The sequence below is a fragment of the Mesorhizobium sp. MC2-1-1 genome (assembly GCF_057597255.1).
Window position 1 is genome coordinate 4,361,814 of the sequence record NZ_CP195205.1, and the last position, 18,058, is coordinate 4,379,871.

The following is an 18,058-nucleotide window of genomic DNA, read 5'->3' on the forward strand; positions in this document are numbered from 1 at the left end:
TTCGAGGACAGGAGGCTTCACATGCCACGTCTTTTCACCGCCCTCGAAATTCCGCGTGATGCCGCTCTCTCCTTGTCCCTGCTCCGGGGCGGGCTGCCCGGAGCGCGCTGGATCGATGTCGAAAACTACCACCTGACGCTGCGCTTCATCGGCGATGTCGAGGGCCATGTCGCCGACGAGATCGCCAATGCCCTCGACCGCGTCCGCCGGACGTCCTTTCCCTTGACGCTTTCCGGCGTCGGCGCCTTCGGTGGAAAGAAGCCGCATGCCGTGTGGGCCGGCGTGTCGGCCTCGCCCGACCTGACGGCGCTGCAGGGCGAGATCGACCGCATCTGCCAGCGGCTCGGCCTGCCGGCCGATCCGCGCAAGTTCTCACCGCATGTGACGCTGGCGCGCCTGCGCAATGCGAGCCCGCTCGATGTCGCGCAATATCTTTCGGCGCGCGGCAATTTCGCGGCGCTGCCCTTCCGTGTCGGCCGCTTCGTCCTGATGTCGTCGCGCGATTCGGTCGGCGGCGGCCCTTACATCGTCGAGGAGGCCTGGCCGCTGGACAGCGAACCGCTGGCCTCGAGCCGCTTCGCCAGCGCCTCCGACGCCTCGCGGATCATGCGGTAGACCGACGCGAAGGCCTCGGCGCCCTCATAATAGGGATCGGGCACGTCTCGGGCGTTTCCCGTCGCGAAATCCAGATAAAGATGCACCCGGTCGCGCGCCGCTACCGGCGCCAGCGCCTTGAGGTCGCGCACATTGGCCCTGTCCATGCCGAGGATCAGGTCGAAGCGCGTAAAATCCTGCGCGAGCACCTTGCGCGCCCGCTGTCCTGAAATGTCGACGCCGTGCTTTGCGGCCACCGCGATCGAGCGCCGGTCGGGCTCTTCGCCCGCATGCCAGCCGCCGGTCCCGGCCGAATCGATCGCCAGGTCCTTGCTCTGCTCGGCCAAGACGGTGCGACGCACACCCTCCGCCAGCGGCGAGCGGCAAATGTTGCCGAGGCACACGAACAGAATGGAATTTATTGGCTCTGCGCTCATCGATCCGGCGGTTGTTTCATGCCTATTCTCATTCCCAAAACCGCTGCGCACTTTTGGGCGACATGCACTATGGTGCGGGTCATTGTTTCCCGACTAGCACAGGAACCGACATGAACAGAGAGAAACTCGATAAGGACGCTATCGCCGCGGCTCTGGCCGAGCTCGGCGGCTGGTCGCTTGCCGCAGACGGCGCTTCCATCAAGCGAAGCTTCGTCTTCAAGAATTTCTCCGAGGCTTTCGCCTTCATGACGCGCGTGGCGTTGGCCGCCGAAAAGATGGACCATCATCCGGACTGGTCCAATGTCTACAAGACCGTCGACGTGACGCTGAACACGCATGACGCTGGCGGCGTGACGGCGTTGGACATCGAGCTTGCGAAGAAGATGGACCGGTACTTCGGCTGAACTCTTGCAGGACGCTGGCGCTTTCACCACATTTTCCTCGCGGCAAGCCGACGGGCAACCATGCGCGGCAGCCAAGGAGACATGGATGACGCAAGGACCCGGTTTTGACTACTTCGGCTTCGGCGGCAAGCTTGCCGGCGAGGGCGAGGTCCGCGAAAAATTCTGGCGCACCGCCAAGAAGGCGGCGCGGCAGATTCCGTTCATGGATGAGGTTGTCGCCGCCTATTACTGCGCCATGGACAAGGACACGCCCCTGCGCGCCAAGGCCACGCTGCTTGGCGCCCTTGGCTATTTCGTCCTGCCATTCGATTTCATCCCCGACTTCGTCGTCGGCCTCGGCTACACCGACGACCTTGCCGTGCTGACCGCCGCGATCGCCGCCGTCAGCACCCATATCACGCCCGCCCACAGGCAGGCCGCCAAGGATGCACTGGCCGACAAGAGCTGATTTCGGTTGGCTTTATTCCCGCAGATCAGCGCGCGCGAAAAGACAAACTCTTGCCGTTTTCGTGGCCTCCAACTCCGCCCCGAACGTCGCGCCGGCCGCCTTTAACTGTGGCGACTGGCGCGACTGCATGTCCCTCAGAATCGCGTAGCGGGTTTGGGGTAACGGCATGCTCAAGAATAGAAACCCAAGGAACGTCGCTCGAACCTGTCGGTGTGATGTGCTTTGGGCGGGCGGTTTCCTGGGGTGAGTTCCTTTTCCTGAGGAAAATTCACCATTTGGTAACCCTGATTAAATCAAAATGAAGCGACGGCAGGACGCGAGGCGGCCCCGCCTCCGCACCATTTGGAATACGGGAAGAACGATGCGCGGATTGATTGCTACAATTTCCAGCGTGGTCCTGGTGGCCGCCTTCGCGGCCCCGGCGCTGGCGCAGCAGGCCACGAAGATCGGCCAGCACAACGCCTGGGGCACCTACAGCTATCAGTCGCAGGCCGGCAAGGTCTGCTACGTGCTGACGGTGCCCACCGACAAGCAGCCAAAGACGCTGGACCATGGCGACATGTTCTTCTTCGTCAGCCAGCGGCCCGGACAGCAGGTTTCCTACGAGCCGCAGTTCATCGCCGGCTACAACTTTCAGGAAGGCTCGAAGGCCACCGTCACCATCGACAAGAAGTCGTTCTCGATGTTCACCCGCGGCAAGTCGGCCTGGGTCGAGAACGCCGCGGAAGAGCCGGTGCTGATCGCCGCCATGAAGACCGGCACCGACATGAAGGTGCAGGCCAAGTCCGGCCGCGGCAACCCCACCTCCTATGTCTTCTCGCTGAAGGGCATCTCTGCCGCGCTGGCCTCGATCGCCAAGTGTAAATAAGCCAGGGCGGCATCTGGATTTGACGCAAGGCCGGACAATCAAGTCCGGCCTTTTTGTTTTCGCGATCAACCCTGCGCGGGCTCCGCCTCCGCCCGGCGCCGTCGGATCGCATCGGCGATGAACACCCGCGACATGGCGTGATAGAGCGGCTCGTGCGAGATCAGCCTCGCCGTGCCGTAGCCCAGCATCGCCGCGCACATCAGCGCGATCACATTGTCATGATTGCCAGTCATTTCGAGGATGATGACGAAGGCGGTCATGGGCGCCTGTACGACGCCGGCGAAATAGCCGGCCATGCCGAGCAGCGCCGCAGTCCCCGTGGCGGCGCCGAAGACCAGGCCGAGCGTGCTGCCCAGCCCGGCGCCCACCGCCAGCGACGGCGCGAAGATGCCGCCCGGAATGCCAGACACCATCGACAAGAGGCCGGCCGCGAATTTCTCGGCGAAGAAGAAGGCCGGCAGCGGCGTGCCTTCGATCGCGCCGCGCGCCTGGGTGTAGCCGGTGCCGAAGGTCAAACCTCCGGAGGCGATACCGATCGCGGCCACCGCCAGCCCGCAGATGGCGGCCACGGCCAGCGTGCGCGGCAACGGCTGCAACGCGTTCCAGCGCCGGATGCGACGCATGACCTTCAGCGCCAGTAGCGAGAACAGCGCGCCGACACCGCCGCCAATGATGCCGCAGGCGAGCACCAGCGGCCAGTCGGTGGCGAAGGCGACCGTGTCCCTGGCGATGCCGAAATAGGTATAGTTGCCAAGCAACCCGAGAGAGGCGAGGCCGGCCAGGATGACCGCCGTCAGCACCAGGCCGTTGGTGCGCGCCTCATAGGTTCGGCCCATCTCCTCGATGGCGAAGACGATGCCGGCAAGCGGCGTGTTGAAGGCGGCGGCGATACCGGCGGCGGAGCCAGCCAGGATCAGCCCGCGCGCCTGGGCCATCCCGCCCCACCGCGCCGCCTGCAGCATCAGCGAGGCGCCAACCTGGACAGTGGGGCCTTCGCGGCCGATCGAGGCCCCGCAGCCGAGGCCGACGATGGTGAGCGCGATCTTGCCGACCACCAGCCTGAGCGACAGGATGCGGCTGCGGTCGTCCTCGTCGCGCAGATGCCGCGCCGCGATCGCCTGGGGAATGCCACTGCCTTGCGATCCCGGGAAGTAGGTATGCGCCAGCCAGGCGCACAGGACGAAACCGAGCGGTGTCAGCACAAGCGGCAGGTAGAAGCGCCAGCCGCCGTCATTGCCCGTCACGACATGGAACAGCGCCTGCGCGCGGTCGGCGAGCAACGCGAACAGAACGCTGATGAGGCCGATCGAGATGGCGCCAGCCCAGAACACGAGACGCGGCTGCCAGACGCGCCGCGACACCCACATCGCCTGAGAGCGTCGCAACATACGGTATTTTCGGGATATGCCGGCCATGCCTTTCCTCGGATGACGACCTGCCCGTAGCACACTCGTCCGGCATATCAAGCCAGGGAGATCGGGCTGGTTTCACGCTTCGAGGATGATGACTGTTCCGGCTCGCGCCGGAATCCCGACTTCGGCCGGCGTCGGATATCCCGCCGGCTCTTCGCCGGCGGGAACCGCCGGCTGGCCTACATCGCCATTTTCTCGCACTCTGCCTGGGCCTTCTTGGTCGACGTGTCGATCATGAAGGCTTTGCCCTTGGCGTCGGTGATCATCATCATGCAATGCTTGATCGGCTTGGCCGACTTCATCAGGTCGGCGCCCATCTTGGCGTCCGGGATCATGGTGCCCATGTGCCCGTCCGGCATGATCGCGGTGACCTGCCCACCCTTCATCATGGTCATGGCGCCCATCGTGTCCTCGGCAAAGGCCTGCGAGGCGGAAAGACCGACGAGGCCGGCAAGAAGCGCGAACTTGATCGAATGCATCTGGAACAACTCCCATTGTTGAGGGGCATGGTCGCCCCTTTTCAGGTTCGCGGGCACGTTTCGATTGGTTACGCCAACACGAACATGTGATCGGTTTTTCAGCCGACGATGGCGGTAGCCGGTCACGTTCCACTCAGGCACAAGCGGACCGGGCTCAAGATTTGTTGACCTCTGGGCCAGCCGAAATCGCTATCGCCTCGCAGCGATCGGGCCATAAAGCAGTCCGGTGCGGTGGGTCCCCAGGCCGGCCGCGCCGCACGGCATCGAAGCCGGCTTGATCGCGGGTGGCTCGCAACAGCCACCGCTTCCTGCACGACGGAACTGGCAGACTATTGGAACAGCAACTCTTTGCGACCGAGCGCGATCCGCGCCTGAAGCTGATCATCCCGTCCATCGTCGCCATCGCCTTCCTGATGGAACAGCTCGATTCCACCATCCTCACCACCGCCATTCCGGCAATCGCGCAAAGCCTCGACACCACCCCGGTCCGCCTCAATCTGGCGATCACCACCTACATCCTGACCTTGGCGGTGTTCATCCCGGTCAGCGGCTGGTTCGCCGACCGGTTCGGCGCGCGAAAAATCTTCGCGCTGGCACTCTTCACCTTCACCCTGGGCTCGGTGCTGTGCGGCGCGGCCGACAGCGTCGGCATGCTTCTGGCAATGCGCGCGCTGCAGGGCCTCGGCGGCGCCATGATGACCCCAGTCGGGCGGCTGATCCTGTTGCGGTCCTTCCCGCGCAGCGGACTGATCACAGCCATGACCTACATGACCTTGCCGGCGATCGTCGGCCCCGTTATCGGGCCGCTGCTCGGCGGCCTGCTGACCACCTACGCGTCCTGGCGCTGGATCTTCTACGTCAACGTGCCGTTCGGCTTCATCGGCATTGTCGCCGCATTGCGCTTTGTCGACGACTTCCACGCCGAGGAACCCCAGCCCTTCGACTTCGCCGGCTTCCTGATGGTGGGCGCCGGCGCTGCGCTCCTGCAGTTCGGCCTGGAGAATATCGGCAGACCGCTCATTTCCTCGATGGCCACCGCGCTGGTGCTCGCCGCATCGGTCCTGCTGCTGCTCGCCTTCGGCCGCTATGCGCGCAGCGTCGCGGCGCCGGCGGTGGATCTCACGCTCTTCCGATTTCGCTCCTTCTGGGTCGGAACGCTGGCCGGCGGTCTGTGCCGCATCGGCCTCAACGGCGCGCCGTTCCTGCTGCCGCTGATGCTCCAGGTCGGCTTCGGCATGAGCCCGGTCACCTCCGGATCGCTGACCTTCGTCGGCAGCTTCGGCGCGCTTCTGATGCGGCCGCTGCTGGCCTCGCTGCTGCGGCGCTTCGGCTTCAAGACCGTGCTGAGTGGCAGCGCGGTGGTCGGTTCGATGGCGGTGGCCGGCTTTGCCTTGCTCGACGCCGATACCCCGCATTGGGCGATCGGCCTATACGTCTTCTTCTTCGGCATCGTCCGTTCGGCGCAGTTCATGTCATCCAACACGCTGTCCTATGCGGACCTGCCCGCGGAGAAGCTCAGCCGCGCCACAAGCCTCGGCGGCGTGCTGCAGCAGCTCAGCGTCTCGCTCGGCGTCTCCATCGCCGCCATGGTGCTCGGCCTCGTCTCCGGCCAGGCGCATGCGCCCACGGCGGGACAGTTCCATTGGGCCTTCCTGCTGACGGCGGTGATCCCGCTTCTTCCGATCCCGGGATTCTTCTTCCTGCATCCCGAAGACGGTGTCCAGGTCAGCGGCCATCGCCGAAATGCCGATAGCCGCAAATAGTGCCTGGGCTGAAGACCCGGCTGTTCTTGACCACGGACCAATCTGTTTTCGGGCGTATTGACGGGCTATCGTTCCGCCCAGCCGCGCCAGGAAGGTCCTGTTATGCCCGACGGGGCGAGCGCTGCACTGTTTTGTGTCCGCTGGCCTGATTTCGCGGGACTGGAGGACACGGTCTGGACTATCGGGAATCCTCATGAGGCAAAGCAGACTTGATCGCCACGAGAAGCGCCGCCGGCCGATTGCCCGTGCGAGTGTGAGCTCCACCGTCGGCGAATGCCTGGCGATCGCTTTGCTGCTGGCCATTTGGCCTCAAGGATCCCTTGCCGAACAAAGAGCGGCCGTTCCGACTGCCGATTTTCTCGACAGCATCGGCGTCGTTACCTCGTTTCCGGACAGGGGCCAGCCTTTGGCCAAGACCATTGAGATGGTGCGCTATTGCGGCTTTCGATGGGTGAGGGCCGGCATAGAGGGACTGACCGACAACGGCCCCACGACCATGCGGACTTTCCTGGAATTGCACCGGCAGACGGGCGCCCGGCTCAGCTGGGGACTGGTGAGCGGTGGGACCGACGTTAACAAGCTGGTTGAAACCGGCAAGATACTGGCGCGGAACGATGCGCTGCTTGCCTTCGAAGGCAACAACGAACCGAACAACTGGCCTGTCGAGTATCAAGGCGAAAAGGGCGGTGGGCGCGAGTTCTCCTGGATGGCGGTCGCGAAATTGCAGCGTGACCTATACCATGCGATCAAGACAGATAAGGTGCTGGCGAAATATCATGTATGGTCCATCTCCGAACCGGGTGCGCAGCGGGACAATGTCGGCCTTCAGTTTCTTGCAATACCCCACGGCGCCGGAACCTTGATGCCGGACGGCACGCGGTATGCGGATTACGCGAATGTACACAATTATCTCTATCATCCGCATTCGCCCGACCCGGCGGACAATAAGGCGTGGGATGCCGCCGATCCCACCTTTGCATCCCGGGTCGACGGCTTGTTCGCCAACTTCGGCCTGACATGGTCGAAGTGGTTTCAGGGCTACACGCAGGAACAACTTGAAACACTGCCCCGTGTCACGACCGAGACCGGAGCCAATATCGCAGGCCGGGTGACGGAAGAGCTGCAGGGTTTGAATCTGTTGAATTTGTACCTCGCGCAGTTCAAGCGCGGTTATGCGTACACGTCGGTCTATCTGTTGCGGGACCGCACCGATGAGGCCGGCAACCAGTCGTTCGGTTTTTTCAAGCCCGATTATTCGCCCCGAAAGGCGGCGACATACCTCCACAACATCACGACCATTCTGGCCGACAAGGGCGCATTCGTACCGCCCGGCAATTTGGATTACACGATCGCGAACCAGCCCCCGACGGTTCACGATCTCCTTCTTCAGCGCAGCGACGGGACGTTCCAGCTGGTCGTTTGGGATGAGCGATTGGACGGCGAGGATCAGGTGACCGTGGACCTTGGCGTCACGAGCGCTTCGGTAAGCGTCTACGATCCGACCGTCGGCGTCGATCCCGTCCTGACGCGGAGGAATGCAACCTCGCTTGACCTTTCGCTCAGTAATCATCCTGTCGTGATCGCGATTTCCTCCGTCAGATAGTGTCCTGTCTATCCGCTCCTTGTGGGATGACTGCGTTCCGGTATCACGAGACTGTGCGTAATGCCGCAGCCTTGCGAGCGCGCCAGCGCAGCATCCAGGCCGCATGACTCCGCCGCCAAGCTGTGCTATGCGCCGCGCTTCCTTATCCGGCCCTACTGAAATCGGCCGCAAATCGCTTATATTGGCGCCACCATGACCGTTTCGCTTGACCTTACCGCTGAAGGCGTCCGTGACGCCTTGCGTCGCGCAACACCGGCCGAGAAGCCGTCGCTGATCGGCCTGACCCGCGCCGAACTCGGCGAAGCCCTCGTCGGCGCCGGCATCGTGCCGGAGCGCCAGGCGAAGATGCGCGCCCAGCAGCTCTGGCATTGGATGTATGTGCGCGGCGTCTCCGACTTCGCGCATATGTTCAACATCTCCAAGGACTTGCGCGCCGAGCTCGACAGGCATTTCACCGTCGCGCGCCCCGAAATCGTCGAGGAGCAGATTTCCGCAGATGGCACGCGCAAATGGCTGTTCCGCTTTCCGCCGCGCGGCGCCGGCCGCCCCGTCGAGATCGAGACCGTCTATATCCCCGAGGAGGGTCGCGGCACGCTCTGCATCTCATCGCAGGTCGGCTGCACGCTGACCTGCTCCTTCTGCCACACCGGCACGCAGAAGCTGGTGCGCAACCTGACAACGGAAGAGATCCTGGCGCAGCTGCTCACCGCCCGCGACCGTCTCGGCGACTTTCCCGACCGCGACACGCCCGACGGCGCCATCGTGCCGGCCGAGGGCCGCAAGGTTTCGAACATCGTCATGATGGGCATGGGCGAGCCGCTCTACAATTTCGAGGCGGTGAAGAAGGCGCTGCTGATCGCTTCCGACGGCGACGGGCTCTCCTTGTCGAAGCGCCGCATCACGCTGTCGACCTCGGGCGTGGTGCCGGAGATCGCGCGCACCGGCGAGGAGATCGGCGTCATGCTGGCGATCTCGCTGCACGCCACCAATGACGATCTGCGCGACCTGCTCGTGCCGATCAACAAGAAGTTCCCGCTGAAGGAGCTGATCGCCGCCTGCAAGGCCTATCCGGGCCTCTCCAACGCCAAGCGCATCACCTTCGAGTATGTGATGCTGAAGGACGTCAACGATTCGCTCGACGACGCCAAGGCGCTGGTGAAGCTGCTCAAGGGTATTCCGGCCAAGATCAACCTGATCCCCTTCAACCCCTGGCCCGGCACCAACTACCAGTGCTCCGACTGGGAGACGATCGAGAAGTTTGCCGACTACATAAACAATGCCGGCTATGCTTCGCCGATCCGCACGCCGCGCGGCCGCGATATCCTCGCCGCCTGCGGCCAGCTCAAGTCGGAGTCCGAGCGCATGCGCAAGGTGGACCGCCTGGCGCTGGAAGCCATGATGATAGCGGGACACGGCGAGGCGTGAGGCGCCTTATCGCCTACCTTATCCGCTTCGCCGTCATCCTGTTCGGCTATATCGTCGCCTCGCTGGCAGCGAGCGCCTTCCTCAACATCCTGGTCCTGGCGCATCTGGGCTATACGCCGGCCAACCCCGAGCCGACGGCCACCGCCTCGCTCTATTTCTCGGTGCCGTTCGTGGCGCTGTTCGTCGCCTATTTCGGCTTCATGCCGGCGGCTGTCGTCATTTTGATCGCCGAGTTGCTCGGCCGCCGCGACTGGCTGTTCTACGCGCTCGGCGGCGCCGTCATAGCCGTCGTCTTCCTCGGCTTCGTGCATAATGTCGGCGATGCCAATTTCGACGTCACTGAAACCAATGCCAGATTGGCAGTGATTGGCAGCGGCATGGTAGGGGGCATTTTTTATTGGCTTTGCTGCGGCCGCTGGGCCGGAAGCTGGCGTCGCGAGCCGCTGCGGGATCCGGATCTTTAAGCGCGATGACGAAAAGTTGCGGACTTTTCCGCAACGGATCATGCCAGAAGCCAACGACTTGAACGGGCTGCCCGAATCGAATTCGGCCGGTGCGCTTAGGATGTTTTCGGCAGGAGCGTACGACAGGAGCAGGGCCGTGGCGGAAGGCGAGATGAGTGGCGGCTCGGCCGTGGCAACGGCGCGGCTCGACAAGCCGGCCGAGCGCAGCCCTTCCGGTCTCGGCGCCGGCCTGCTGCTCATCCTCTCCATCGCCTGTGGCGTGAGCGTCGCGACCATCTATTTCCCTCAGGCCATAACGCTGCTGATTGCGTCCGAGCTGCAGGTTGCGGCGGAAACGGCGGCTCTGGTCGTCACCACCGCCCAGCTTGGCTATGCGCTGGGGTTGCTCCTGCTCGTCCCGCTGGGCGACCGGCTTCCGCATCGCCCGCTGGTCGCCACCTTGTTGACGCTGACGGCCGTGGCTCTGCTGATCGCCAGCCAGGCGCCGACGCTGTCCGTGCTGGCGCTCGCAAGCATGGTTACGGGCATCACCACCATTGTGCCGCAGATCCTGCTGCCGATGGCGGCTGGGCTGGCGGCGCCAGAGCGGCGCGGCGCGGTCACCGGGACGCTGCTCAGCGGATTGCTGGCCGGCATTCTCCTGGCGCGCACCTTCGGCGGCTTCCTTGGCGAGCATCTCGGCTGGCGAGGACCCTATATCGTCGCCGCGGCTGTGCTGTTGGTGTTCGCCGTCCTGCTCGGCCTCGTGCTGCCGAGGACGACGCCGACATCGTCGCAGCGCTACCCCTCACTGGTCGCCGCGGCCTTCATCCTGTTTCGCGACGAGCCGGAGCTGCGCCGCTCCTGCCTCTATCAGGCGCTGATGTTCGGCGGCTTTACCGCCGCCTGGACAAGCCTGGCATTGCTGCTCGGCGGACCGCTATATCACCTCGGCGGCCAGGCGGTCGGGCTGATCGCCCTGGTCGGCGCGGCAAGCGTGCTGTGCACGCCGGTCGTCGGCCGGCTGATCGACCGCAAAGGCCCCGACTTCGTCAGCCCGCTAGCCTTCGCCACGGGCATGATGGCGGCGATCGTCCTGCTCGGCGGCCAGCTTGGCGGGGCGGCGGGCCTGCTGGCGCTGACGGCTGGCATGCTGCTGCTCGATATCGCTGTCCAATCCGGCCAGACGGCCAATCAGGCGCGCGTCTTCGCGATCCGACCCGACGCGCGCAGCAGGCTCAACACGGCCTATATGACCTGCGTTTTCCTCGGCGGCAGCGGCGGCTCCTGGATCGGCGTCAAGATCTACGGCAATTGGGGCTGGCCGGGCGTCTGCGCGCTCATCGCCGTCTCCGCGGCGATCGCTCTGGCGCGGCATGCCGTGAAGATAAATCGCTGATGTCACGCCCCGCGCCATCTTCACCGGCCCCCGGGCCGGGAGCTGGCACCGCGAGCCGTTGCCCGACGCGCAACCTTGAGCTTTGCAGCCGCGCTCGCCTGGATTGATGTAACTCCGCCTTGACCGCTGCCGCATGCTCTCGCATCAGTATAGCCATGCCTAAGATGCCGCAACCGGGCGCCAAGCCCCTCGTCACCCCCCTTGCAGCGCAGGGATTGCGACCTGTCCTTGTGGACCGGTGGAGCGACAAGATCCGGATCCGCACGCTGAGGCCGGCCGACGTGACGACCGAGATCGCGGGATGGCTTACCGATCCCGCCGTGATGGAAGGATTGAATGCGCCGCAAAAGGCGATGGGCCTCGATGCCTTCCGAACCTACGTCGCAAGCTTCGACAATCTGAAGCGCAATCTCATGCTCATCTTGAGCCGGCCGGAGGACAAGCCGCTCGGCCTGGCGGTGATGGAGGTCGATCTGCGGCACCGGCTGGGCTCGCTTCACCTCGTCATCGGCGAGGCGGAGAACCGCGGCAAGAATGTTGCCTTCGAGGCCTCCGCCGTCCTGCTCAGGCACTTCTTTCGCGAGAGAAAGCTGGAGAAAGTCACCTTTCAGCCGCTTGCGCGCAACACCGCGGCCATCGCCGTTTGCGAGCGATTCGGACTACGGCTCGAAGGCACGCTGCGCGCGCACAGGATAGATGGCCGAACGGGCAATCGCCTCGATCAGATGCTCTATGCGCTGACACTCCAGGAATATGAAGAGCGTCTGAAAATGGCGGAGGCGGCAGGAGCGGTCCGCCCATATGCAGGACCGGGCCTTCCTGCCTGAGACGCCGCCCCTAAAACCGGTACGCCAAACCGAATTTGACCGTGTCTAGGGCCGGCCGAAAGCTCGCGCCGGCCGTCCCGCCCGGCCCAGGCTCGATCTTGTCGAACGCATAGTGCAGGTATTCGGCTTTCATGGACCAGTTTCGTGCGAACGCATATTCGGCGCCCACGCCGATGACCCCACCGACCTTCACGCCTGAAAAATCCGCGGTTGAACTGACTGGCGGAAAAAAGGGACTATTGTAGGTAGTTGCCTGGAAATGCCCGGCAGCCAAGCCGCCGGTGACATAGGCAAGGATTTGATCGGTCGGCGTGTAACCGGCCCTCAGCCTCGCTGTCGCAACCCAGTCGACGTCATAGGTGTAGGCTTCGCCCTTTCCGCCGGTGAACGCGGTTTCATCACCGAAGGTCGTGTCATGCATGCCGACGAAATCGAAATCGCCGACCACGCCGTAGACGAACTTCCCGTTTTGCCAATCATGCCCGGCATAGATGCCGCCGAGATATCCGTCCTTGTGGTAGCTATCGTCGAAATTGGTGGTGTCGGCGCCGAAATGCACCGAAGAGCCGGCATAGCCGCCTTCGATGCCGATATACGAGCCGGTCCAGTTGTAAGACACGTCCTGGGCATGGGCGCCGCCCATCAGCCCGACCACTGCGGCCGACGCCAACAATATGATTTTCATGCGATCCCCCGAAAGCCTGCAACCCTCTTAGCCCAGGCCGATTCGCCATCGCAATATCAAAAGACATACTCGTCGCGGCCGAGCCGACGTTGGCAAGCCGATCCTACTTCGCCTGCGCGGTCAGGATCTTGAGCGCGAAGGCCGAGAACACGCCGCCGAAAAGATAATCGACCACGCGGGTGACGCGCGGGCTGGCCTTCATCGCCGCCGCGAACTTTTCCGCCGCCAGCACCATCGGCGCCGTCACGGGGATCGAAAGCGCGATGAACATCATGCCGAGGAAGAACAGTTTACCGGACGCGTTCGGGTCGTGGGCGGAGACGAACTGCGGTAGGAAGGTCATGAAGAACAGGATGATCTTGGGGTTGAGCAGGTTCACGCCGAGCCCGGCAGCCCAGCTGCGGAACAGCGAAACTTCAGCTCCCGTTCTCTTCTCCGGCGAGAAGGCCGAGCCCTTCGTCACCGCCTGCCAGGCCAGGAACACCAGATAGCCGGCGCCGAATATCTTGAGGACGAAGAAGGCCATCGGCGAGGCGACGATCAGGGCCGACACCCCAACAACCACCAGCGTGGTGTGGATCAGCGTGCCGCAGAGCGCGCCGGCCATCGAGGCGAAGCCGGTGGCGCGCCCCTGGCTCAGCGTGCGCGACACGAACAGCGTCATGTCCGGCCCCGGCGTGATCGCCAGGATGACGGTGGCGATGGCGAACTGGAGAAGGGTCGAAGTATCGGGGATGAAGGACATGGCTCGCCCCTGCAAAGTGGATGGCGTGACCTGTAACGCGACTGTCTTGCCGTCGCCAGCATCTGCCGGCAGAAACGTCTGGCCCAGCTTCCGCCGCCGGCCTGCGCCCCTTCGTCTCTTGCGCCGGCCGGAAACGCCGTGATACCTCGCGCGCGAAACCTTTCGCGCGGAACCGCCAAAAATGTCCAAGACCAGCAACGTGAAGAAAGTCGTGCTCGCCTATTCCGGCGGCCTCGACACCTCCATCATCCTGAAATGGCTGCAGACCGAGCTCGGCGCAGAAGTCGTCACCTTCACCGCCGATCTAGGCCAGGGCGGCGAACTGGAGCCGGCGCGCCGCAAGGCCGAAATGATGGGCATCAAGGACATCCGCGTCGTCGACGTGCGCGAGGAGTTCGTCGCCGACTTCGTCTTCCCGATGTTCCGCGCCAATGCCGTTTATGAAGGCACCTATCTGCTCGGCACCTCGATCGCCCGGCCGCTGATCTCCAAGCATTTGGTCGAGATCGCCAAGGAGACCGGCGCCGACGCCATAGCCCATGGCGCCACAGGCAAGGGCAACGACCAGGTCCGCTTCGAATTGTCGGCTTACGCGCTCAACCCCGACATCAAGGTCATCGCGCCCTGGCGCGACTGGTCGTTCAAGTCGCGCACCGATCTTCTGAACTTCGCCGAGCAGCACCAGATCCCGGTGCCGAAGGACAAGCGGGGCGACGCGCCGTTCTCGGTCGACGCCAACCTGCTGCACTCCTCTTCGGAAGGCAAAGTGCTTGAAGATCCGTGGATCGAGCCGCCGGAATTCGTCCACCAGCGCACCGTCTCGCCGATGGACGCGCCCGACGCGGTCACCGAGATCGAGATCGAATTCCTGAAAGGCGATCCGGTCGCGCTTAACGGCAAGAAGCTGTCGCCGGCCACCATGCTGGCGGCGCTCAACGACCTCGGCCGCGACAACGGCATCGGTCGCCTCGACCTCGTCGAGAACCGCTTCGTCGGCATGAAATCGCGCGGCGTCTACGAGACGCCCGGCGGCACCATCCTGATCGCCGCCCACCGCGCGATCGAATCGATCACGCTCGACCGGGGCGCCGCCCACCTCAAGGACGAGTTCATGCCGCGTTATGCCGAGCTCATCTATAACGGTTTCTGGTTCTCGCCCGAGCGCGTCATGCTGCAGGCGATGATCGACAAGAGCCAGGAAGACGTCGAGGGCACGGTGCGGCTGAAGCTCTACAAGGGCAATGTCATCGTCACCGGCCGCAAGTCGAAGAAGACGCTTTATTCGGATGCGCTGGTCACCTTCGAGGACGATCGCGGCGCCTACGACCAGAAGGACGCCGAAGGGTTTATCCGGCTCAATGGACTGAGGCTGCGGACACTGGCGGCAAGAAACCGCAAACGCTGACATCCAGCCTGCGGAACTCGCCCCCGCCCCATTGAAACTCGCCGAACCGGCGATCTCGCCGGGTTTTTATTTGCTTCACCAATATAAGAAAATAGACCCCCTATAACGATATTGCAATTTGACGTTTCATCAGCTTCATCTAAGTTCCGTCATGAGATACAGGGGGTTGATAGTGAAAAATGCTATTTTTCTGTTGCTTTCGGTTGCAGTCGTCTTCGGATACCAGTTCCCGCAGGCCATGGCGGCGCCGGCGTCCAAGTTCCGTACCTGCCACGGTTTTGACGGCGCCTTCCAGATACCCGTTTCCCAGAATTGCCCATTGAGCGGCTACGCGCATGCCGACCAACCGACCAAAATGGATACCAAGCGCAATTCAAAGCCGGCTTCAGCGCCGCGGTCGTCCAAGTTCCGTACATGCAGCGGTTTTGACGGAGCCTTCCAGATACCCATCTCCCAGAAATGTCCGTTGAGCGGCTACGCGCATGCCGACCAGCCGACCCAGACGGACACGAGGCCCAGCTCAAAGCCGGCCTCGGCGCCGCGGTCGACCAAGTTCCGCAACTGCACCGGTATTGACGGTACCTTCCAGGTTCCCATTTCCCAGAAATGCCCGTTGAGCGGCTACGCGCATTATTGAGAACGGTCGTTCCGGGGATTGGATTTAGCTCCTGCCCCATAACGAAAAGCCCGGCGCTGGCCGGGCTTTTCCTTGCAGTGGATGCAATTCGATCAATTCGCGTCGATCGCTTCGGCGATGCGGGCTATGGCCTGCTGGTAGACGCTCGCGGAATTCCAGCCGGCGATCGCGCCCATATTGGCCTCGTAGCTCGCGCCGGCACGCCAGCCATGCCCCTTGAGGAAGTTGGCGGTGGAGGCCAGCGCGGTGTTCCTGTCGCGCAGGTTTCCGCTGCCGACGCCATATTTCAGCACGTTTCCAGGCAGGAACTGGGTGTGGCCGATCTCGCCATGCATGGCGCCGACCGAAGAAGCGCTGAGCGCGCCGCTGTCGACAAGCTTCAGCGCGGCGATGGCATGCGGCCTGAAATAATCCGGGCGGCGGCAGTCATAGGCCAGCGTCACGATCGCCGAAACCGTGTTCTGGTTGCCCATCGAGGCGCCAAAGCCGGTTTCCATGCCCCAGATGGCGAGCAGCACGCCGGGCGGCACGCCATAGGTGCGCTCGATATTGGCGAACATCGCGGCGTTTGCTTTCTTCAGCGCACGGCCTCGGGAGATGATCACGGATGCGCCGCGCCGCTGCATGAATGCTTCCACCGAGCCGCTGAACGCCTTGTGGATCGCCCGGTCGGCCGCGATCGTCCTGGTCGCGTAGGTAGCACCCGCCAGCGCGGACAGGCCCTTCTGGCCGACACCTTCTGCTCTGGCCTCGCCGGCAAAATCCTGTTTCCAGGCGTCAAAGCCGGCGCCGTTCTTACCGCAGCTCGGAGCTGCCTCGGCGCCTGCCGCCAGCGCCAGCGTCGCCACCACCGCCGCCGCGAAAATCCTTCCCTTGGCAAGAAATGCCATCTCGTTCTCCTGATTGCCTGAATCACGTCCCGGTTGTGAATTTGCCAGCGAAACGCCCGGTTGTCACCGCCTCGCTGGGGACGTGACATCCGACATCGGCGAAAGAAGGGCAATGCGCCTGCAATCCGGCAACAGGTAGCTGGCTTGCCTCAAGAAGGCCGTTGATGCCGCAATCATCGGCGCCGGATCTGCCGCGGCAAAAGTGATCCGTCGGACAGTCTCTTCTCGAAGGCAATGGGCCGGGTCGATCGCCCCGCCTGGACCAGCGACCGACATTTCGGCGTCGTTAACCCTATGCCGCTTCTTTGGCGGCGGCGTTAGACTCTCGGGCGAAAGCGTGGCCCGGCAGTCGTCTCCCGGCCTCCGACGAAGTAGACCGGAACGCCGGAACGCCGGCGGGCGTTAGGGGCGAACCCACGCTCGGTTCCATGGGGTTGATGACGCATGAAGCTGTTCGATTGTCCAAACTGCGGCCACCGCCTCTATTTTGAAAACGCCCAGTGCCTGAGCTGTTCCAGCCTGGTCTTCTACGACCCGGAGCAGGCGAACTTCGTGCTCGGCGGCACAAGCGGCGTTTTTCAATGCGGCAATGCCGATGAATGCGCCTGCAACTGGCGGGCCGAGAACGGCCGGACTTTCTGCCGCGCCTGCGCTCTCAACCAGGTCATTCCCGATCTGTCGATCGACGGCAACCGCCAGCGCTGGATACGCGTCGAAGCGGCGAAGAGGCGCGCCATCTATTCTATGCTCGCCCTCGGCCTGCCGGTTATGCCCAAGGCCGATGCGGGCGACGAGTTCGGTCTGGCCTTCGACTTTCTCGCCGACCCGATCGGCGCGGGTCCAGGCGGGGAACGCATTCTGACCGGCCATGACAACGGATTGATCACGCTCAATGTCGCCGAGGCCGATTCCGCCGAGCGCGAGCGCCGACGCGTCGAAATGGGTGAAAACTACCGCACCTTGCTCGGCCATTTCCGCCATGAGCTCGGCCACTATTACTGGGATCGGCTGATCCGTGACGATCCGGCATGTCTTTCGGCTTTCCGCGCGCTCTTCGGCGACGAGCGGAGCGATTACGAGCAAGCCTTGCAGACCTACTACGCCAACGGCGCGCCGCCGGACTGGCAGCAGCGCCACATCTCTGCCTACGCCACATCCCATCCCTGGGAGGATTGGGCCGAGACCTTCGCGCACCACCTTCACATCACCGACACGCTCGAGATGGTCCATGCCCTGAATCTTCCGCTAGGCCGGCTGGAGACCGTGGGCGACGGCGACCTGCCGCGCGCCGATACAGATGGACATTTGCAGCCGGCGCCTTCAGATCCCGAGCCGGTATCGGAGGCCTTCGAGAAAACCCTGGCCCGCTGGCTGGTGCTTTCGGAAGCCTCTAACTCGATCAACCGTTGCATGGGATTGCCGGATCTCTACCCCTTCGTGATTTCGCAGGTGACGGCGCAAAAACTGGCCTTCGTGAACGATCTTCTTACCGACGCTCCGAACAAAGCCCGGAACAATTCGTGAGCCGGCAGGAGCGTTTTAGCCGGAACGCATGGACCTTTGTTTCGTTTCCAAGCCCGAGGGAGCGTTGAAA

General features: G+C 63.5%; 18 protein-coding genes and 1 pseudogene. 13 read left to right on the top strand and 6 right to left on the bottom strand.

Annotated elements, in window-relative coordinates; translation table 11 throughout:
* The first annotated feature begins 21 nt into the window (after nt 1-21).
* Nucleotides 22-615 carry an RNA 2',3'-cyclic phosphodiesterase gene (thpR, locus tag ACR64R_RS21575; RefSeq protein WP_487358293.1) on the top strand — a complete coding sequence of 198 codons (594 nt, stop codon included), beginning with the start codon at nt 22-24 and terminating at the stop codon, nt 613-615.
* On the opposite strand, the gene ACR64R_RS21580 is transcribed toward thpR, so the two are convergent.
* Entirely contained in the window at nt 522-1,031 is a 510-nt protein-coding gene (locus tag ACR64R_RS21580) for a low molecular weight protein-tyrosine-phosphatase (RefSeq protein ID WP_487358294.1), read from the bottom strand. The genes thpR and ACR64R_RS21580 overlap by 94 nt on opposite strands.
* A gap of 110 nt (nt 1,032-1,141) precedes the next feature.
* On the opposite strand from ACR64R_RS21580, the gene ACR64R_RS21585 reads away from it, so the two are divergent.
* The 3 genes from ACR64R_RS21585 to ACR64R_RS21595 all read left to right on the top strand — a co-directional run bounded on the left by ACR64R_RS21585 (nt 1,142) and on the right by ACR64R_RS21595 (nt 2,751).
* Nucleotides 1,142-1,435: a 4a-hydroxytetrahydrobiopterin dehydratase gene (locus ACR64R_RS21585; RefSeq protein WP_487358295.1), complete on the top strand. Its 294-nt coding sequence runs from the start codon at nt 1,142-1,144 to the stop codon at nt 1,433-1,435.
* Between the two features lie 85 nt (nt 1,436-1,520).
* Nucleotides 1,521-1,883, top strand: a complete 363-nt coding sequence (locus ACR64R_RS21590; RefSeq protein ID WP_487358296.1) for a YkvA family protein — start codon at nt 1,521-1,523, stop codon at nt 1,881-1,883.
* A gap of 361 nt (nt 1,884-2,244) precedes the next feature.
* A complete protein-coding gene (locus ACR64R_RS21595; protein WP_487358297.1) occupies nt 2,245-2,751 on the top strand; it encodes an invasion associated locus B family protein in 507 nt (168 codons plus the stop codon).
* A gap of 65 nt (nt 2,752-2,816) precedes the next feature.
* Here the strand turns inward: ACR64R_RS21595 and ACR64R_RS21600 are convergent, their stop codons facing one another.
* The gene (locus tag ACR64R_RS21600; RefSeq protein ID WP_487358298.1) at nt 2,817-4,166 is read right to left on the bottom strand and encodes a chloride channel protein; all 1,350 of its coding nucleotides are present in this window, start codon (nt 4,164-4,166) and stop codon (nt 2,817-2,819) included.
* Between the two features lie 176 nt (nt 4,167-4,342).
* The gene (locus ACR64R_RS21605) at nt 4,343-4,642 is read right to left on the bottom strand and encodes a hypothetical protein (RefSeq protein ID WP_487358299.1); all 300 of its coding nucleotides are present in this window, start codon (nt 4,640-4,642) and stop codon (nt 4,343-4,345) included.
* Between the two features lie 332 nt (nt 4,643-4,974).
* Here ACR64R_RS21605 and ACR64R_RS21610 point away from each other — a divergent pair, with 332 nt between their 5' ends.
* The 6 genes from ACR64R_RS21610 to ACR64R_RS21635 all read left to right on the top strand — a co-directional run bounded on the left by ACR64R_RS21610 (nt 4,975) and on the right by ACR64R_RS21635 (nt 12,102).
* A complete protein-coding gene (locus ACR64R_RS21610) occupies nt 4,975-6,405 on the top strand; it encodes a DHA2 family efflux MFS transporter permease subunit (protein ID WP_487358300.1) in 1,431 nt (476 codons plus the stop codon).
* A 193-nt stretch (nt 6,406-6,598) separates the two neighbouring features.
* Nucleotides 6,599-8,008 carry a glycosyl hydrolase gene (locus tag ACR64R_RS21615; RefSeq protein WP_487358301.1) on the top strand — a complete coding sequence of 470 codons (1,410 nt, stop codon included), beginning with the start codon at nt 6,599-6,601 and terminating at the stop codon, nt 8,006-8,008.
* A 192-nt stretch (nt 8,009-8,200) separates the two neighbouring features.
* Nucleotides 8,201-9,433 (top strand): dual-specificity RNA methyltransferase RlmN, encoded by a 1,233-nt coding sequence (gene rlmN / locus ACR64R_RS21620; RefSeq protein WP_487358302.1) that lies wholly within the window; start codon nt 8,201-8,203, stop codon nt 9,431-9,433.
* Nucleotides 9,430-9,897: a hypothetical protein gene (locus ACR64R_RS21625; RefSeq protein WP_487358303.1), complete on the top strand. Its 468-nt coding sequence runs from the start codon at nt 9,430-9,432 to the stop codon at nt 9,895-9,897. Before rlmN ends, ACR64R_RS21625 begins: the two co-directional genes overlap by 4 nt.
* Nucleotides 9,898-10,033: 136 nt before the next feature.
* Nucleotides 10,034-11,275, top strand: a complete 1,242-nt coding sequence (locus tag ACR64R_RS21630) for an MFS transporter (RefSeq protein WP_487358304.1) — start codon at nt 10,034-10,036, stop codon at nt 11,273-11,275.
* A gap of 230 nt (nt 11,276-11,505) precedes the next feature.
* Nucleotides 11,506-12,102 carry a GNAT family N-acetyltransferase gene (locus tag ACR64R_RS21635; protein ID WP_487358305.1) on the top strand — a complete coding sequence of 199 codons (597 nt, stop codon included), beginning with the start codon at nt 11,506-11,508 and terminating at the stop codon, nt 12,100-12,102.
* Between the two features lie 10 nt (nt 12,103-12,112).
* On the opposite strand, the gene ACR64R_RS21640 is transcribed toward ACR64R_RS21635, so the two are convergent.
* Together ACR64R_RS21640 and ACR64R_RS21645 are read right to left on the bottom strand one after the other, a co-directional pair.
* The gene (locus ACR64R_RS21640; protein ID WP_487358306.1) at nt 12,113-12,787 is read right to left on the bottom strand and encodes an outer membrane protein; all 675 of its coding nucleotides are present in this window, start codon (nt 12,785-12,787) and stop codon (nt 12,113-12,115) included.
* A gap of 103 nt (nt 12,788-12,890) precedes the next feature.
* Nucleotides 12,891-13,532, bottom strand: a complete 642-nt coding sequence (locus ACR64R_RS21645; RefSeq protein ID WP_487358307.1) for a LysE family translocator — start codon at nt 13,530-13,532, stop codon at nt 12,891-12,893.
* Between the two features lie 181 nt (nt 13,533-13,713).
* Here ACR64R_RS21645 and ACR64R_RS21650 point away from each other — a divergent pair, with 181 nt between their 5' ends.
* The gene (locus tag ACR64R_RS21650; RefSeq protein ID WP_487358308.1) at nt 13,714-14,937 is read left to right on the top strand and encodes an argininosuccinate synthase; all 1,224 of its coding nucleotides are present in this window, start codon (nt 13,714-13,716) and stop codon (nt 14,935-14,937) included.
* Nucleotides 14,938-15,109: 172 nt separating this feature from the next.
* The gene (locus tag ACR64R_RS21655; RefSeq protein WP_487358309.1) at nt 15,110-15,574 is read left to right on the top strand and encodes a hypothetical protein; all 465 of its coding nucleotides are present in this window, start codon (nt 15,110-15,112) and stop codon (nt 15,572-15,574) included.
* Nucleotides 15,575-15,666: 92 nt separating this feature from the next.
* Here the strand turns inward: ACR64R_RS21655 and ACR64R_RS21660 are convergent, their stop codons facing one another.
* The gene (locus ACR64R_RS21660) at nt 15,667-16,464 is read right to left on the bottom strand and encodes a lytic murein transglycosylase (protein WP_487358310.1); all 798 of its coding nucleotides are present in this window, start codon (nt 16,462-16,464) and stop codon (nt 15,667-15,669) included.
* A 444-nt stretch (nt 16,465-16,908) separates the two neighbouring features.
* On the opposite strand from ACR64R_RS21660, the pseudogene ACR64R_RS21665 reads away from it, so the two are divergent.
* Nucleotides 16,909-18,007, top strand: a pseudogene (locus tag ACR64R_RS21665) (zinc-binding metallopeptidase family protein).
* The last annotated feature ends 51 nt before the right edge of the window (nt 18,008-18,058 follow it).

What these genes read in the sequence shown, in the direction of transcription:
- thpR (WP_487358293.1), top strand. Translation starts at nt 22, where the DNA reads ATGCCACGTCTTTTCACCGCCCTCGAAATTCCGCGTGATGCCGCTCTC.
- ACR64R_RS21580 (WP_487358294.1), bottom strand. Translation starts at nt 1,031, where the DNA reads ATGAGCGCAGAGCCAATAAATTCCATTCTGTTCGTGTGCCTCGGCAAC.
- ACR64R_RS21585 (WP_487358295.1), top strand. Translation starts at nt 1,142, where the DNA reads ATGAACAGAGAGAAACTCGATAAGGACGCTATCGCCGCGGCTCTGGCC.
- ACR64R_RS21590 (WP_487358296.1), top strand. Translation starts at nt 1,521, where the DNA reads ATGACGCAAGGACCCGGTTTTGACTACTTCGGCTTCGGCGGCAAGCTT.
- ACR64R_RS21595 (WP_487358297.1), top strand. Translation starts at nt 2,245, where the DNA reads ATGCGCGGATTGATTGCTACAATTTCCAGCGTGGTCCTGGTGGCCGCC.
- ACR64R_RS21600 (WP_487358298.1), bottom strand. Translation starts at nt 4,166, where the DNA reads ATGGCCGGCATATCCCGAAAATACCGTATGTTGCGACGCTCTCAGGCG.
- ACR64R_RS21605 (WP_487358299.1), bottom strand. Translation starts at nt 4,642, where the DNA reads ATGCATTCGATCAAGTTCGCGCTTCTTGCCGGCCTCGTCGGTCTTTCC.
- ACR64R_RS21615 (WP_487358301.1), top strand. Translation starts at nt 6,599, where the DNA reads ATGAGGCAAAGCAGACTTGATCGCCACGAGAAGCGCCGCCGGCCGATT.
- rlmN (WP_487358302.1), top strand. Translation starts at nt 8,201, where the DNA reads ATGACCGTTTCGCTTGACCTTACCGCTGAAGGCGTCCGTGACGCCTTG.
- ACR64R_RS21640 (WP_487358306.1), bottom strand. Translation starts at nt 12,787, where the DNA reads ATGAAAATCATATTGTTGGCGTCGGCCGCAGTGGTCGGGCTGATGGGC.
- ACR64R_RS21645 (WP_487358307.1), bottom strand. Translation starts at nt 13,532, where the DNA reads ATGTCCTTCATCCCCGATACTTCGACCCTTCTCCAGTTCGCCATCGCC.
- ACR64R_RS21650 (WP_487358308.1), top strand. Translation starts at nt 13,714, where the DNA reads ATGTCCAAGACCAGCAACGTGAAGAAAGTCGTGCTCGCCTATTCCGGC.
- ACR64R_RS21660 (WP_487358310.1), bottom strand. Translation starts at nt 16,464, where the DNA reads ATGGCATTTCTTGCCAAGGGAAGGATTTTCGCGGCGGCGGTGGTGGCG.